This window comes from Mucilaginibacter tolerans (assembly GCF_030519375.1).
Classification (GTDB): Bacteria; Bacteroidota; Bacteroidia; order Sphingobacteriales; family Sphingobacteriaceae; genus Mucilaginibacter.
Genome location: NZ_JAUMKB010000005.1, coordinates 194,081 through 209,899 on the forward strand (window position 1 = coordinate 194,081; position 15,819 = coordinate 209,899).

A 15,819-nucleotide genomic window follows, 5' to 3' on the forward strand; every position below is an offset into this window, starting at 1 on the left:
CATTCCCTAATTATCAAGTATTTAGACAACTCTTTTTAAAATAAAACGAAAAGCAAAAATACTGTCTCTGTAACCGACTATAGGGCACTAAATAGACCTACAAGAAACTTACGTTCAGTGAAGTAACTTGCTTATATAACGCTCAGAAATCGGCAATAGTTTTTGGTGTACAAAAGTATTTTTTGATCCATTGAAAAAGAAAAAGCCCGGACATTTTACATCCGGGCTGTATACAGAAGAAATTTTGATTACTATGGTTTATTTGCCAACCAGCACGCCATTCAAACCATGGATTACTCCGTTTGATGCCGCAAGGTCAAATGACGTAACTAACGCTGTGTTACCAGCGGCGTCTGCTAATTGCAGTTTGCCGTTAGCAACAGATAGTGTCAAATCCTGTCCGTCAAGAGTTTTTAAAGTGGCTTTACCTTTACCGGTAGTAAGTGCTTTTATTACGTCAGCCTTCATCAGCTTGCCGCTTATAATATGTCCTTTTACTACAGCAGCCAGCTTTGCTGGATCTTTCATCAAGGCATCCAGCTGTGCTGAAGGAATCTTTCCAAATGCTTCATTTGTCGGTGCAAAAATGGTATATGGGCCAGCCCCTTCCAATGTTTCGGTCAAACCAGCTGCACGTAAGGCTAGTGAGAATGCAGTATAATTATCAGATGAAGTAGCAGAAGCAACTACATCGCCCCCACCTGCGGGTGCAGCAGTAGCCGGAGCAGCGGGTGCAGCTTGTGCGAATGATTGATTTGCAAATACGCTAAATGTTAAAAATGCAGCAACAATTAAAATAGGTTTTTTCATGTTCAGTTATGTTCGTTAATAGTTTGTAATTCTAACCATTTATTTTTCTCAAACGAATAATCGTTCAAAAAATTCTATACCAGCTTAACTTTTGAAAGTTTAAAATAGTTTGAGAAAAATAAAAAACATTAGTTTAAAAACCATATTCAGCTAAATGTAAATTATATGTTACATGTCAAACCTACACATAATACAAAAGGTGCTAGCATGCAAGCACCTTTATTTAATTATTCAGCGTGTACGTTCTCTATTCTTAATTTTTCTCTTCAAACTTATCTATCGGGAGTTGTATTTTATCATCAGGCTCTTCCTTGCTTTCGGCCCATAGGGTAATCTTCCCCTCTTTACCTTCTATCGTTACTGTATAATCACGTGATTGGCCATCATCGCGGCTAAGGGTAATATTAAGCAAGGTTTTTCCTGTTTTAAAAGGGGTCTGCCAATTGCAGATGTTTGAGTTTATTTTACCTGTCATTTTCTCCTCTTCTCCATTGTCTTTCGTAACTGAAACCCAAATATCTGTTTTATTAAATTCAACTGTAGTTTTCTCGTCTTCAGCATGTTTTAGTTGACCGGATGCATCCAGATGTTCAGTTTTTGCGGAGACAAGGCTTACTTTTTTGTCGCATTGCGCCAAGCTCATAGTACTGCCGGCTACCAACAGGAATAGAGCAATAAGGATCGTTTTCATGGTTTTTTGATTTAATTATTTTGAATTAACTCAAATATATATGTTTTATATAGTATTATGCAATACATAGTTCTATAAAAATCCGCTTATATATGTAATTATCTGATTATAAGATAAATAATTTTAAATGAACAAATTTATTACAGAAAATGGCTTGATTTATCACTGCTATTTTGTCTACCTTCATGGAAATTTGGCCTCAATGGCAAGACGCCCCAAAAGTAAATGCGTTATTATCTTACAAACTTGCTTGCTAACAGGCACATTGGATGCTTTGGCTGCTATACTGATCAGTTATAAAATTCCTCCGGCTATTATATTCAAGTTTATAGCAAGCGGCTGGTTTGGCAGGCAAGCTATGTCGGGTGGCACATATATGATTGTTTTCGGCTTGATTTTTCATTATCTGATTGCTGCATTCTTTACCGTTATTTTGTTTTTGCTGTACCCGCGGGTAGTAAAAATCCTAAAAAGCCGATATTTGGTTGGTATAGTTTATGGTCTTGCAATATGGGGCATCATGAATTATGTGGTCCTGCCGATGACTAACATCCCAAAAAGCCATGGGCATCTCGAATTAATCAGTTTACTTAAAGGAATTGTTGCTTTGATCGTATGCATTGGTCTGCCGGTAGCACTCATTGCAGACAACGAAATGACAAAGAACCCTCAACCAGTGTAACGAGCACTGTTATTAATCACTTGTGACATTGCATTAAGACCGATAAGGAATAATTGCCTTAATTTTGCAACATATATATGCTATATCTATGAAAGGACTACCGCTGATTTTACTGAAAACCATCATAATTGCAATTCTTATTTCCATCGCAGTTAACTGCATTTATTATGCTATCCTGACCCGCTCCGCTGAACATGATTATGGCCACGCCGTATCATTAATTATGGAGAGCACATTCTTTGTGGGAATTATCATCGCGGTTATGTCGCTGCCAATGTTATTTCTATATTATCCCAATTACTGGAATAGCACGATCAGTAGATTATTACTCTATTTTGAAGGATCGATACTGTTTATCATAGCAGTTTTCTTCGTAGCGACTAACCCTCTAACCAAAACATCTTATTTGCTGACTGGTACAGTGTTCTTTTTCACCAACTGCATTTTTTACTACAGGCTAACCAGGAAGAAACAAGCTTCGGCAATCAGGACAAGAGAATAAGGTTTAAAAAAATTTAGGTAAACTTGCATCAATAAATGAAAGCATTTTACGGAGACCTCAAACTCGGAATTTTAGGCGGCGGACAACTTGGACGCATGCTGATTCAACAAGCCATCAACTATAACGTAACGGTAAAAGTGCTCGACCCAGACCGTGAAGCACCATGCAAAAAGCTATGCGACGAATTTGTAGTCGGCTCGTTGGGCGATTACGAGACGGTATATAAATTCGGCAAAAAGGTGGATATGCTGACCATCGAGATTGAGAAGGTAAACGTAGATGCGCTGGAACAACTGGCAAAAGAGGGCGTACTGGTTTATCCGCAGCCGCGCATTATCCGCCTCATCCAGGATAAAGGCTTGCAGAAACAGTTTTTTAAAGAAAACGATATACCTACAGCTGAGTTCCAGATCATTTCATCGCCAGAGCAATTAAACAACAGTCATATCCCGTTCCCATATATCCAAAAGCTACGCCGCGACGGCTACGATGGTAAAGGCGTTTATAGAGTTGTTGATGAATCCTATCTTCCAAATGCGTTTAAAGAACCAAGCCTGATTGAGCGCTTGGTTGATTTTGAAAAGGAAATAGCAGTAATAGTTGCCCGGAACGAGGATGGCGAAATAAAAGCTTTCCCAATGGTGGAAATGGAATTTAATCCACAGGCCAACCTGGTAGAATTTCTGATCGCCCCTTCTACCCTTCCGTTTGAGGTGCATCAGGAAGCCGAGCGTATTGCCAAACGTGTGGCTGAATGCCTGAATATAGTTGGTTTGCTGGCAGTAGAAATGTTCCTTGACAGAAATGGGAAAATACTGGTAAATGAGCTGGCGCCACGACCGCATAACAGCGGTCATCAAACCATCGAAGGAAATGTGGTCTCGCAATTCGAGCAGCATTTACGTGCCATATTCAATCAACCCTTAGGAGATACTGCCTGTCTTAATAATGCCATCATGATCAATGTATTAGGTGAGGCAGGCTATGAAGGACCGGCGATATACAAGGGTATTGAAGATGTGTTAAAATGCCCGGGTGTTTATATACATTTATATGGAAAAGCCTTAACCAAACCTTTTCGTAAAATGGGCCACGTTACAATAGTGGATATTGACAGGGATAAAGCCATTGAAAAGGCAAGGTTTGTGCAGAAGACTTTGAAAGTGATAAGCTGAGCACTTATGCATCAATGAAAAAAAGCATACTAGTCTTACTGGTCTCAATTTTCACACTAACGGTTTATGGCCAGCATAAACCTAACTATGTCCAAAACATTGCAAACGAGGCTATCGTTTCGTTTCCCGATACACCCAGGATCACAACACACCTAACTAGTGTCGCCTACGAAGTTGCTTACCATGACGTCATTTATTCAGCAAGCAGTTATGGCGTCGAAGAGGGCTCCGTTGACTTTTTGTACAGAAACTTTGCTAGCTCATTATACAGGGAATCAATAGCAAATTTTCTTAAAACCATTCATGGTAAATTAATTTACAAAAAAGAAATAACCGTAGACGGGGTTAAAGGTGTGGAATTTGAGTGTCATAGCACCCAGGATACTGTTGGATATTACCTTTATTACCGCACTTTTTATTATAATAAAAAGTTGATTAGCGAGGGGATGTGGTTTAGCCAACCTGTTCAAAGGAATGATGAGCGTTTAAATTCCTTTTTTAGTACCTTTAAATTTACAGGCCGGGCAAAGCACAATTCGGTTTGGAGCGACAAAACCCTGGTCATTAAAGGTGTTAAATACGCGTTTGTAATTATTTTAATAATAACCCTTATTATCGGATCGATCATATTTATTGCCAGACGATCCTCAAAAAAGTCAATCAAGAATGAATAACCAACCTAAAATAGGCATCATCATGGGTAGCAAATCTGACCTTAACGTGATGCAGGACGCAGCCGATGTTTTAAAAGAATTAGGTGTCCCTTACGAGATCACCGTAGTATCAGCCCACCGCACACCCGAACGCATGTTTAGCTACGCCAAATCAGCTGCTGATCGCGGTTTGAAGGTCATTATAGCCGGAGCCGGTGGTGCCGCACATTTGCCGGGCATGGTCGCTTCGTTAACTCACCTGCCTGTAATTGGCGTCCCTGTAAAGTCAAGCAATTCCATCGATGGCTGGGATTCTATCCTATCCATTCTGCAAATGCCTAATGGCATTCCTGTGGCAACAGTAGCCCTCAATGCCGCTAAAAATGCCGGTATTCTGGCAGCCCAGATCGTATCAACAGCAGACGAGTATATTGTAAAAAACCTGATCGATTACAAAGAAAATCTCAAGAAAAAAGTAGAGGAATCGGCAAGGGAGATGGAGGGATAGTCAGGAAGTCGGCAAGTCAGCATAAGTCCGTAAGATCTTTTATGGTTGCCGATAATTTCTTTCCGACTTACTGTCTTCCGGACTCGAATCAATTCATATCCGGATTCTCGGGAAAATTGGCGATGTGGGCATAGCGCTGTCCCATACTTATAATTACCTGCCGCCAGATGTTCTGATCATCATGAGAGAATATAATGTCGGGCGTAAATTTATCGGTCACTATCCAGGTATCCTCGGCAATCTCGTCATCAAGCTGGCCGGGTGTCCAGCCCGAATAGCCGGTAAAAAACCGTATTTCGCTATCGGTTAATTGATAATTGGTTACCAGGGTTTTTACGGTATCAAAGTTACCACCCCAATAGATACCATTTGCTATTTCGATACCGTCTTCGATTTTTTCCGGGCAGCGGTGAATAAAGTGCAATGTATCCTCCCCCACAGGTCCACCAATATAAACAGGCATTTCTGAGTAAGGCAGCTCGGGCAAAAGATCACCAAGCATGTATTCACTCTGATGATTCAACACAAACCCCATAGAACCCGTACTTCCGTATTCCGTTAGCAGTATTACCGACCGCTTAAAATTGGGGTCGATCATAAAGGGTTCAGATATCAGTAAACGTCCCGACTCAGGTGAAATAGTACTTAGCATAAACAATTAATATATAATTAGGGGTAACATATAAACGTAAAACTAGATGCATTTGTTAAATTAAAAAATACCTAGTTAATATACGGTACAATTAATTTGTAAGTTTGCAATAATGAACCCAAAAGATATAAAAGATATACGAAGCGAATACCTTTCGGCCTCTTTATCTGAAAAAGATACGAATTCTGATCCAATAAAACAATTCGAAAAGTGGTTTAACGAAGCTTTGAAGGCGGAAGTTGCCGAACCAACGGCAATGACGCTGGCGACTGCAACTTCCGATGGCCGGCCATCTGCAAGAATTGTATTATTAAAAGGTTTTGATGATAACGGCTTTGTTTTTTACACTAATTACCTTAGCCGCAAAGGAAAAGAAATTGCAAAAAATCCGCTGGGGTCACTCCTTTTCTATTGGATTAGTCTGGAACGACAAGTACGCATTGAAGGCACAATCGAAAAAATCAGTAAAGAGGAATCTGACGAATATTTTCATAGCCGTCCGCGTGCCAGTCAGTTAGGCGCTATTGCTTCGCCACAAAGCCAGGAGATCGGCGATCGCGAAATTTTGGAAAGTAAATTCAATGAGGCAGAAACACAATACGCAGATAAAGAGATACCAAAACCATCTTACTGGGGTGGATATATTTTGAAGCCAAGACTGATCGAGTTCTGGCAGGGAAGAAGCAGCAGGCTGCATGACCGTATCCTCTACAAAAAAATTGATAACAAAACCTGGAAGAAAGTACGCCTGGCACCATGAACCTCGAAGAGATCAAATCCATTCTTATTCAGAAATTCGGTGAAAATATTATTGTTGGTGAAGAAACAACAGGTTTGCAGCCTGCTCTGTTAATCGATCCAGACCGAATAGCCGGTGTATGCCTGGAGTTGCGCGATAATCCACAAACTTATTTTGATTTTCTTTCCTGTCTCAGCGGAGTCGATTATGGTGTCGAAGAAAATCGGTTCGGAGTAGTTTATCACCTGGCATCTATACCCTATCAAACTCAACTGACTTTAAAAATCAGCAAAGAAAATAACCGGGATTTGGATAATTTGCCATCTTTTCCAACTATCTCATCTGTTTACCGCTCAGCCGACTGGCATGAGCGTGAAGCATTTGATATGGAAGGGATATTCTTTGAAGGCCACCCTGATCTGCGGCGTATCCTTATGCCAGACGACTGGGAAGGGTACCCTTTAAGAAAAGACTATAAAACAGCGGAATATTATAAAGGAATAAAAATAGATTGATCGCACTTTGAACATCACAAACTCAAAATACGAAGAAGCATTAGAACGCTACAACAAGAAGATTACGGAGGCCTCCGCTCAGGAAATGGTGCTGAATATGGGTCCGCAGCATCCGTCAACACATGGTGTTTTGCGGCTGGAGCTGATCACTGATGGCGAAATTGTAAAGGAAGTAATCCCCCACATGGGTTATCTGCACCGTTGTTTTGAGAAGCACGCTGAGTCGTTAACCTACCAGCAGACTATACCTTTCACTGACCGCATGGATTACCTCGCATCCATGAACAACAGTCATATCTGGACGATGGGCGTTGAACGGATGATGGGCATCGATAAAGATATTCCAAAACGTATTGAATATATCCGTGTACTGGTTTGCGAACTCAACCGTATTGCTTCCCACCTCATTGCTATCGGGACCTACGGCATTGATATTGGTGCCTTTACTCCTTTCTTATGGTGTTTCAGGGACAGAGAGCATATTATGGGCATGCTGGAATGGGCTTCAGGCTCACGAATGCTCTATAATTATATATGGGTGGGTGGTTTGTTTTATGATCTTCCTGTTGGTTTCGAGGAGCGTTGTCGTGAATTTGTGGATTACTTCAAACCAAAATTAACCGAGCTTAATGATCTATTGACCAACAACCAGATATTCATCAGTCGTACTGCAAATGTGGGCGTGTTACCCATGGATGTGGCTATCAACTATGGCTGTTCAGGACCCATGCTGCGTGGTTCGGGTTTAAAATGGGATCTGCGTCGCATTGACGGGTATTCCGTTTATCCTGAATTGGAGTTTGAAGTTCCGGTAGGCGCAGGCGAAATGGGCACTGTGGGGGACTGCTGGGATCGTTATAAAGTGCGTGTGGATGAAGTGGCACAATCGCTTAGAATTGTTGAGCAATGCCTTGACCGCCTACAAAAAGAATTAAAACGCACTCCCGATTTTGATCCGCGGGCTAAAATGCCGAGAAAGTTGGTACCTAAGCCCCAAGATTTTTATATAAGAGGTGAAGGTGCCAAGGGCGAGCTGGGTTTTTACTTTATTCATCAAAAAGTAAAAGCAATAGATAAAACCGGTAATATAAGATATGATGATACGGAAATTCCACTCCGTGTAAAATCCCGCGGACCGAGCTTCTGCAACTTGTCAGTGCTACCAGCCATCGCGAAAGATGTTATGATAGCCGACCTGATCGCCATTATCGGTTCAATAGATTTCGTATTAGGCGAAGTAGATCGTTGATGTGAAGGTTATTTGATTTGATAATTTGAAAATGACTTGCATAAAAAATGCCCTGTAAAAGAGCATTTTCACTATTAAATATTTTAATTTTCAAATTAATATACTTTCACCATAAACACATATGGCTTAATCTTTTTAACCTGTTGCTGACGGGTAAGATTAGCTAAAGTGTTCTCTGTGTTTAAAACAGGAATTTTGGTCAGCGAATCTTCCGGGATGTTTTTAATCGCATTCAATAAGTAACCCGATTTAAGTGCAAAATGCACCCCTTCCAAACGGGTTTCTTTAGCCTTTACTATACCTATCACATTTCCTTTGCTATCCAGCAATGGGCCGCCACTATTTCCCGGGTTGATCGGAACCGATATTTCATAATCCAGCGTATCACCGTTCAAACCGTTCGCTGAAGTTAGCCTGCCATCGCCATACACAGGAGAATCCTGTGGAAAGCCAAAGGTGAACACATTTTCAGCTAAATCACTCTCTGAACGTTTAAAGGTATAAGGGACTTGTCCCAGGTTTTTGAACGAACTGTCAACCACCTTTAAGATAGATACATCACTTTGCGGATCATTATAAATTACTTTTACTTTATATGATCTTCCGGCAACATCCTGAACGTATACAGAATCGGCCCCGCTGATTACGTGATAACTTGTTGCAATCAGTCCATTCGAAGTAATTGCAAATCCGGTACCACGGTATTTATCTGACGGCAATGGCCTTTGAGCCGACTTGATATCATTAATGGATTTGATGATCTTTTTGTTTGAGTTATTCAGGATATCAACCTTCCGCCCCAACTCAGTATACGAATTATTGTTATTTAAATAGCCGGAAAAAAACAGGGTAGCTAATACCGCAATAATAGCGATAGAAGCAGCCACCGATATTTTTGAATGATGGTGCCTCCACAATTGCACTATCCACGACGGATGAGCGGTTACCTCGTCGGCTATTGCATGTACGTCTATCTCCTGATGGATGGCATTCAAACGTTTTTCAAGCGCTACCCGCTCACCATATTGCCTTAACAACGCAGTGAATTGCTGGTGTTCAACAACACGGCTGTCAATTTCAGCGTTCTCACGGCGAAGTTGCTCAAACGCATTACGCTCTTCGGCGGTCATCTCGCCATTGAGGTAGCGTTCAATTGCTTCTATAAGTTGCTCGTCTCTCATTTCTTTGCTCCTTTATTTCTGCTGAAAAAATAACTTCTTCAGCCTTTGCAGGCATTTATATTTCTGTGTTTTGGCATTATCCGCATTGGTATAACCAAAACTCTCACAGATCTCCTGCATCGATCTGTTGTGGATATAAAAATCCTCTATGATAGTTTTGCAAGGTTCGCCCAGCAGCTGCAGGGCACTTTGCATTTTAGTAAACTGAATATCCCGTTCTCCCTGCTCTTCTACTTCACTCTCTACGGGCAAGTGCTCATGAAAATCATGAATATCGCCACCGTATCGGTTCATCTGGCTCAGTCTTTTTAACCAAAGCCGCCTGCAAACCGAATAAATAAATGTCTTTAGCTTGCTGTTAAGCTCAAAATCACCTTTTTTTACTTTATTATAAAGAACAATGATCGCCTCCTGGTATATATCCTTCGCGTCGTCCGGCGTTCCGTTGTTATTTAGTATCAGCTGCATCACCATCGGAAAATAGGCTACATACAGCCTTCTTATCGCATTTTCCGAGTTATTTAGGATCCCAAAAACAATCTCGCTGTCGGTTGGTATTGAACTCTTTGATTCTGTATTCACTATTAATACTATTTAAGCGAAATTGTAACCCATTAATTGCAAATTATTTAAAAACAAATTTAAAAGTATTGCCGTTATCTGCTTGTGCTCAACATACCATTTTTAATTCAATCCATTAAATAATTCATCATCAACATGAAAAACATTAGTAAATTAACTTTAGCCGTCCTGATTACCGGTTCATTTGCCGCTTGTAAAGGCACCCATTCAACCAGCACTACCGATACCACCAAGGTAGTCGATTCAACTAAAACAACCGTGGTTGATACAACCAAAAAAGCTCCGATGACAACAGATACAACTAAAAAGGATACGACCAAAAAGCCGTAATGTTTGAGCTATTAATTCTGTTCGATCGTAAAAGGTAACCCGTTTCTGGGCTGCCTTTTTTTATATTTTTTTGCCGGGTTACCTTTCCTGATTTTGCTGTATCAATGCAAAACTTTAAACATTAAATCATGAAAACATCATTAAAAATCGGGGTACTGGCAGTGGCATTTATGTTCTCAATTTCCTCATGTTCATCATGCGTGAGTAAAAACAAAAGCGGCTCGGAAGAAAAAATAGACACTCCTAAAACGACAATCGATACGACCCAAAAAACAATAGATACAACCGGCAGAGCCGGGAGAGAACCGGTAAAGAAAGATAGTTTGAAAAAATAGCAACCAATTTAAATACGTGTTATAGTTTGGGGGTGGTTCCACAGCAGCGGGCTGCCCCTTTTTATTGTTACCCCGGATATTTTATCAATCTGACAAATAATTTAATATTTTTTTAAAAAATGTAGGGTTACCTTTTCTGATTTGCTGTATTAATGCTAAACATTAAACAAACTTTAACATGAAAAATTCGTTCAAAATTGGTTTCTTAGCTCTTGCTATCGCTGTTTCTGCTGCTGCTTGCAAAGGTAGCTCATCTGCTTCATCTGCTGACTCAGCTAAAGCTGATACTGCAAAACCTGCTGCTGTAGATACTGCTAAAAAAGACACTACTAAAGCTGCTGTTGACACTGCAAAAAAAGACACTACTAAAAAGAAATAATTTCTGAACAGTACTAATTCATTTTAGTTTCTGTACTGATTATTAGTTTTTTATACTTTTTTTGAAGGTAATCTATAATTTTTTGAAAATTACGGGTTACCTTTTTTCATTTATGGTATTAATAGGCAAAACTATTAATCACTTATTTAAAAAAACTAAAATGAAAAATTCATTCAAAATCGGTTTCTTAGCTTTAGCTATCGCTGTTTCTGCTGCTGCTTGTAAAGGTAAAGGTGGTTCAGGATCTGCTGACTCTGCTAAGATGGCTGACTCAGCGAAAATGGCTGACTCAGCGAAAATGGCTACAGACACTGCTAAAAAAGACACTAGCAAAATGAAAATGTCTGCTGACACCACTAAAAAAGACACTACTAAAAAGAAATAATCCTTTTTAGTTTGAAAAAGAAAGCGCTCCCGGGTTTGCCAGGGGGCGCTTTTGTTTTTACTTCCTGGTGAACAAAGAGATAATCCAGATAATGATGATCACGACCACCAGTATCGCGATCACCCCAACTGCCACCCCCGCTTTAAATATGCCCGTAATAACCGAGCAGCTGCTTAGGGCAAATAATACCATTGTCAGCAGCAATAAGTTTAGCTTTTTCATAGATAGATTTGTTCTGATAATTACAAATGAAGTTGCTTTAAAGTTTGGTTAGACTGGTGATATCCATTTTATTGGTTTGAATCTTTATAGCTACCACCACTAATACAATCCACAAACAAAATCCCTAAATTGCCCCCGCATATTACCATCAATGAATACTGCTTTACTATCCGTTAATCATGCTTCCCTTAAACTGGGTAATACGTTGGTTTTTTCAGATCTGAACTTTATTATAAATCGTGGCGAGCATTGGGCGGTCGTTGGTGAAAGCGGATCTGGTAAAAGCGCATTATTACAAACCATTGCGGGCAAGCTCCATATTTCTGCGGGCGATATCCAATATAATTTTCATGAAGATTATTTGAAGGAGCATCGTTCCGGCCAGGCACACCTTACATTTCATAAACTAATAGGCTTTGTTGAACAACGACACCATTTCCGAAACTTGTCAAACATCAGCGATTTTTATTATCAGCAGCGTTATAACTCATCTGATTCGGAAGACGCTTTGACAGTTGAGGAATACCTGGGTGCAATCAAACATTACTCAGAGACTATCGGCTATTGGGATTTGCCAAGAGTATTGCAAAGGCTTAATTTGAATGCTTTAAGATCCAAGCAACTGATCAAATTATCTAACGGCGAAACCAAACGCCTTTTGATCGCGGCAGCGTTGATAAAAAACCCGTTGATATTGCTGTTAGATAATCCATTAACAGGGCTCGATGTACAGACCCGTGCAGAGTTTAATCAGATCATTGCTGCTATTATTTCATCAGGGATATCAGTCATTATGGCGACATCGCCTTTTGAGATCCCGGACGCTATAACCCATGTAGCTGTACTTAAAGATGGGCTTATAAACCAACAAGTACCAGCAAAAGAGTTTGATGCATCTTGCTTTGCTCAGGTCGACAAGGGCAAACTGGATTTGGAAGAATTATCGGCGCTCTTAAATATGACCACTATCCCATCCTACGAATGGATAGTGAGAATGAACAACATCAACATTACCTATAGCGAAAAGGAAATTCTGAAAAATATAGACTGGCAGATCAAACAAGGAGACCGATGGGCGTTATTAGGACCAAACGGTGCTGGCAAATCCACCTTGTTGAGTCTGGTTAATGCGGATAACCCGCAAGCGTATGCCAACGATATTATTCTTTTCGACCGCAAACGCGGCACAGGTGAAAGCATCTGGGATATTAAAAGTAAAACCGGTTTTATATCACCTGAACTATACCAATATTTCCCCACAGATAACAGTTGCCTGCAGGTGATCGAATCGGGTTTTTATGATACGATGGGATTATTTCGTCCGAGCGATCCGAAAAAATCGGCAATTGCTTTGCGATGGATGAAAGCTTTGGAGATCGACCGTTATGCTCGGGTGTTATTGAAAAACATTCCCGCAAGTGTCCAAAGGCTATGCTTACTGGCTCGTGCACTCATTAAAAATCCAACGCTGTTGATATTCGACGAGCCCTGCCAGGGAATGGACCTGCACCAGCAATTGCATTTTAAAATGCTGGTTGATACTATTTGCGAACTGAGTAATGTCACGCTGATCTACGTAACCCATTACCAAAACGAAATACCGGATAGTGTGGATAAGGTGCTGCGATTGGATAAGGGAAAAGTAGTTTGAATACGATCATAGGATTGATAAGATTATCATGATTTTGCAACAAGATCATCCTGTCAATCGCTTAATCTGTTTAATCGTATTCACCTTTCCCCTCCTACTTTGTATCTTTGCTACCATGAATACAGCCGATCTGCTGCAACGCGCGTCGAATTTTGATTTCCTAAGTATTGAGGAAGGCGTTCATTTATATCATCATGCTCCAACTTCTGAGCTGATGTTTGTGGCTAACGAACTGCGTAAAAAGCAGGTTCCGCATGGTAAAGTTACCTGGCAGATAGACCGGAATGTGAACACCACCAATGTTTGCATCGCCAACTGCAAGTTTTGCAATTTCTTCCGTCGTCCAGGGCATGAGGATAGCTATATCACAGATATAGAAACCTATAAAATAAAGATCGAGGAAACTTTCCGTTATGGAGGCGATCAGCTGTTACTTCAGGGAGGACATCACCCTGATCTTGGATTAAAATTCTATGCTGGTCTGTTCAGGCAGCTAAAAGAATTATATCCCACCTTAAAATTACATTCATTAGGTCCGCCGGAGATTGCTCATGTGGCAAAGCTGGAGAATATGAACCATATTGATGTACTCAGTGAACTAAAAGCAGCCGGTCTCGATTCGCTGCCCGGTGCTGGTGCAGAGATATTGAATGACCGTGTGCGTCGCTTAATTTCCAAAGGCAAATGTGGTGGTAAAGAATGGCTGGATGTGATGCGTGCCGCCCATAAGATCAACCTGCCAACTTCGGCTACCATGATGTTCGGTCATATTGAAACTATCGAAGAACGGTTTGAACACCTGGCTTGGATACGCGAAGTCCAGGCTGAAAAACCTGAGGGTCATTACGGGTTTATTGCCTTTATACCGTGGCCATTCCAGGATGATGGTACTTTATTGCGTAAAGTTCGCGGCATAACCAGCAATGTCTCGGGTGATGAATATATCCGCATGATTGCACTAAGCCGCATCATGCTACCGAATGTCAAAAATATACAGGCATCGTGGCTTACAGTAGGTAAACAAGTGGCCCAGATATGCCTCCATGCCGGTGCCAACGACTTTGGCTCCATCATGATCGAGGAAAACGTAGTATCCGCTGCAGGTGCACCACATCGTTTTACGGCCAAAGGCATTCAGGATTCTATCAGAGAAGCAGGTTTCGTGCCGCAATTGCGTACCCAAAAATATGAGTGGCGTGAAATCCCCGCGCAAATAGAAGAACAGGTTATTAACTATTAATTACGAACAGAGCCGGGAGTCAAGAATCAAGAGACAGAAAAGGCCCAGCTTTTCACTGACAAAATACTAGTCTTGGATCTTGTATCTTAGTTCTTGAGTCTAAAAAGAAAGGCCGGTTACTCTCGCAGTTTCCGGCCTCTACATCTACCTATGAAAAACAGCCCTTTGTGGGGGTCGCATAATATAAGCCAAATCTTGTGCCACATTTTAGTAAGTCTGCTTTTTGCTATAAAATAAGTTAACCATTACTTTATTTATTAATTGACTGTGGAATTAATTTCCACCACGTATTGCATTTTTTTCCTCAATGTTTGCTTTTCCATCAAAAATTTTCCCCAATTGTGAAAATCTATCCGGAATAAGTTTATGAGGCATTAACTATCTGCACTAAACATATCTTTTTGCATATTTGAATTTTAAAGAGTAACTAATAAATGGAGAATCCCGAACTATATATCGAAGCACTCATTTTTTCTTCTGAACAAAGTATCCGGCTTGAAGAGATTATGTACTGCCTTCAATCAGCATTTGAGCGTGATTTTTCCAAAGAAGAGGTTATACTGAACCTGGATAAAATTATAAAGAAATACCAGGACGATAATTTCGCAATCGAATTGGTTCATATCTCGAATGGATACCAATTCCTCACCAAAAAGCAATATCACCCCGTTATCAGCTTGTTGCAATTACAGCGTTCAAAAAAGAAGCTGAGCCCGGCTGCATTAGAAACTCTGGCTATCATTGCCTACAAGCAATCGGTAACCAAACTGGAGATAGAACAGATACGCGGAGTTAACAGCGAATACTCTATTCAAAAGTTGTTGGAAAAGGAATTGATTACCATAGTTGGGAAGTCTGATACCGTCGGCAGGCCTATTTTATATAGCACAAGTCAACAATTTATGGATTACTTTGGTATAAATGACCTGAACGAATTACCTCAAATAAAAGAGTTTACAGATAGCTCCACTTCAATAGGCGAACAAATAGAATAATTTTTAAATGTATTTTCTTTGAAAATGATTTTAATTATTTTTGAGATAGCAATTGCAGCAGCCAAAATTGATGGCAATTGCATTTGAATTGATTTAAATTTTTCTTGATTAATATTTTTTAAACAGATCGTCGCAATGGGAACGCCAAAAAAACCAGTTAAAAAAACGACCGCTCCGAAAAGCCCGGCCGCTAAGAAACCGGATGGCAAGTCATCTGATTTGCCTGCGAAAAAAAGGATTATAGATGATGATGACGATGAAGATTTTGATATGCCTCTTGACGACCTTGGAAGATATGAATCTTTTGAGGGGTACGATGAAGACGACGATTATTAATAATTAA

General features: G+C 40.4%; 22 protein-coding genes. 16 read left to right on the forward strand and 6 right to left on the reverse strand.

The genetic code is table 11. From position 1 onward, the window contains the following. Positions 1-258 precede the first annotated feature (258 nt). Together Q3A68_RS09270 and Q3A68_RS09275 are read right to left on the reverse strand one after the other, a co-directional pair. Positions 259-810 (reverse strand): fasciclin domain-containing protein, encoded by a 552-nt coding sequence (locus tag Q3A68_RS09270; protein WP_302900791.1) that lies wholly within the window; start codon positions 808-810, stop codon positions 259-261. Between the two features lie 253 nt (positions 811-1,063). Beyond that, positions 1,064-1,501 (reverse strand): hypothetical protein, encoded by a 438-nt coding sequence (locus tag Q3A68_RS09275; protein WP_302900792.1) that lies wholly within the window; start codon positions 1,499-1,501, stop codon positions 1,064-1,066. A 127-nt stretch (positions 1,502-1,628) separates the two neighbouring features. Here Q3A68_RS09275 and Q3A68_RS09280 point away from each other — a divergent pair, with 127 nt between their 5' ends. The 5 genes from Q3A68_RS09280 (at position 1,629) to purE (ending at position 5,021) form a co-directional block, all read left to right on the forward strand. Continuing rightward, positions 1,629-2,183: a hypothetical protein gene (locus tag Q3A68_RS09280; RefSeq protein ID WP_302900793.1), complete on the forward strand. Its 555-nt coding sequence runs from the start codon at positions 1,629-1,631 to the stop codon at positions 2,181-2,183. 88 nt (positions 2,184-2,271) lie between these two features. Continuing rightward, on the forward strand, positions 2,272-2,685 hold the full coding sequence (locus Q3A68_RS09285) for a hypothetical protein (protein ID WP_302900794.1): 414 nt from the start codon (positions 2,272-2,274) through the stop codon (positions 2,683-2,685). A gap of 35 nt (positions 2,686-2,720) precedes the next feature. Then, positions 2,721-3,860 (forward strand): 5-(carboxyamino)imidazole ribonucleotide synthase, encoded by a 1,140-nt coding sequence (locus Q3A68_RS09290; protein WP_302900795.1) that lies wholly within the window; start codon positions 2,721-2,723, stop codon positions 3,858-3,860. A 14-nt stretch (positions 3,861-3,874) separates the two neighbouring features. Beyond that, positions 3,875-4,534, forward strand: coding sequence for a hypothetical protein (locus tag Q3A68_RS09295; protein WP_302900796.1), 660 nt, complete (start codon positions 3,875-3,877; stop codon positions 4,532-4,534). Next, a complete protein-coding gene (purE, locus tag Q3A68_RS09300; protein WP_302900797.1) occupies positions 4,527-5,021 on the forward strand; it encodes a 5-(carboxyamino)imidazole ribonucleotide mutase in 495 nt (164 codons plus the stop codon). The genes Q3A68_RS09295 and purE overlap by 8 nt, the downstream gene beginning before the upstream one ends. A gap of 88 nt (positions 5,022-5,109) precedes the next feature. Here purE and Q3A68_RS09305 read toward each other — a convergent pair whose 3' ends face one another. Continuing rightward, entirely contained in the window at positions 5,110-5,673 is a 564-nt protein-coding gene (locus tag Q3A68_RS09305; protein WP_302900798.1) for a YqgE/AlgH family protein, read from the reverse strand. Between the two features lie 112 nt (positions 5,674-5,785). On the opposite strand from Q3A68_RS09305, the gene pdxH reads away from it, so the two are divergent. From pdxH to Q3A68_RS09320, 3 genes are all read left to right on the forward strand, one after another. Further along, entirely contained in the window at positions 5,786-6,433 is a 648-nt protein-coding gene (pdxH, locus tag Q3A68_RS09310; protein ID WP_302900799.1) for a pyridoxamine 5'-phosphate oxidase, read from the forward strand. After that, positions 6,430-6,927, forward strand: coding sequence for an NADH-quinone oxidoreductase subunit C (locus Q3A68_RS09315; RefSeq protein WP_302900800.1), 498 nt, complete (start codon positions 6,430-6,432; stop codon positions 6,925-6,927). The genes pdxH and Q3A68_RS09315 overlap by 4 nt, the downstream gene beginning before the upstream one ends. Before the next feature lie 85 nt (positions 6,928-7,012). Then, on the forward strand, positions 7,013-8,176 hold the full coding sequence (locus tag Q3A68_RS09320) for an NADH-quinone oxidoreductase subunit D (RefSeq protein ID WP_302900920.1): 1,164 nt from the start codon (positions 7,013-7,015) through the stop codon (positions 8,174-8,176). A gap of 95 nt (positions 8,177-8,271) precedes the next feature. Here Q3A68_RS09320 and Q3A68_RS09325 read toward each other — a convergent pair whose 3' ends face one another. Both Q3A68_RS09325 and Q3A68_RS09330 read right to left on the reverse strand, forming a co-directional pair. Continuing rightward, on the reverse strand, positions 8,272-9,357 hold the full coding sequence (locus Q3A68_RS09325; RefSeq protein WP_302900801.1) for a S1 family peptidase: 1,086 nt from the start codon (positions 9,355-9,357) through the stop codon (positions 8,272-8,274). Between the two features lie 12 nt (positions 9,358-9,369). Then, the gene (locus Q3A68_RS09330; protein ID WP_302900802.1) at positions 9,370-9,939 is read right to left on the reverse strand and encodes an RNA polymerase sigma factor; all 570 of its coding nucleotides are present in this window, start codon (positions 9,937-9,939) and stop codon (positions 9,370-9,372) included. A gap of 135 nt (positions 9,940-10,074) precedes the next feature. Between Q3A68_RS09330 and Q3A68_RS09335 the strand changes: the two genes are divergently transcribed. From Q3A68_RS09335 to Q3A68_RS09350, 4 genes are all read left to right on the forward strand, one after another. After that, complete coding sequence (locus tag Q3A68_RS09335) at positions 10,075-10,269, forward strand: hypothetical protein (RefSeq protein ID WP_302900803.1); 195 nt, start codon at positions 10,075-10,077, stop codon at positions 10,267-10,269. Positions 10,270-10,397: 128 nt separating this feature from the next. Beyond that, positions 10,398-10,604, forward strand: a complete 207-nt coding sequence (locus Q3A68_RS09340) for a hypothetical protein (protein WP_302900804.1) — start codon at positions 10,398-10,400, stop codon at positions 10,602-10,604. A gap of 178 nt (positions 10,605-10,782) precedes the next feature. Then, positions 10,783-10,983 carry a hypothetical protein gene (locus Q3A68_RS09345; protein ID WP_302900805.1) on the forward strand — a complete coding sequence of 67 codons (201 nt, stop codon included), beginning with the start codon at positions 10,783-10,785 and terminating at the stop codon, positions 10,981-10,983. 82 nt (positions 10,984-11,065) lie between these two features. Then, positions 11,066-11,368, forward strand: coding sequence for a hypothetical protein (locus Q3A68_RS09350; protein WP_302900806.1), 303 nt, complete (start codon positions 11,066-11,068; stop codon positions 11,366-11,368). 57 nt (positions 11,369-11,425) lie between these two features. Here Q3A68_RS09350 and Q3A68_RS09355 read toward each other — a convergent pair whose 3' ends face one another. Next, a complete protein-coding gene (locus Q3A68_RS09355; protein ID WP_302900807.1) occupies positions 11,426-11,590 on the reverse strand; it encodes a phosphatidate cytidylyltransferase in 165 nt (54 codons plus the stop codon). A 151-nt stretch (positions 11,591-11,741) separates the two neighbouring features. Here Q3A68_RS09355 and Q3A68_RS09360 point away from each other — a divergent pair, with 151 nt between their 5' ends. From Q3A68_RS09360 to Q3A68_RS09375, 4 genes are all read left to right on the forward strand, one after another. Beyond that, positions 11,742-13,241, forward strand: a complete 1,500-nt coding sequence (locus tag Q3A68_RS09360; protein WP_302900808.1) for an ATP-binding cassette domain-containing protein — start codon at positions 11,742-11,744, stop codon at positions 13,239-13,241. 115 nt (positions 13,242-13,356) lie between these two features. Continuing rightward, positions 13,357-14,481 (forward strand): CofH family radical SAM protein, encoded by a 1,125-nt coding sequence (locus Q3A68_RS09365; RefSeq protein ID WP_302900809.1) that lies wholly within the window; start codon positions 13,357-13,359, stop codon positions 14,479-14,481. Positions 14,482-14,915: 434 nt separating this feature from the next. Continuing rightward, complete coding sequence (gene scpB, locus Q3A68_RS09370; RefSeq protein WP_302900810.1) at positions 14,916-15,476, forward strand: SMC-Scp complex subunit ScpB; 561 nt, start codon at positions 14,916-14,918, stop codon at positions 15,474-15,476. A 135-nt stretch (positions 15,477-15,611) separates the two neighbouring features. Next, positions 15,612-15,812: a hypothetical protein gene (locus Q3A68_RS09375; protein WP_302900811.1), complete on the forward strand. Its 201-nt coding sequence runs from the start codon at positions 15,612-15,614 to the stop codon at positions 15,810-15,812. Positions 15,813-15,819: the final 7 nt, after the last annotated feature.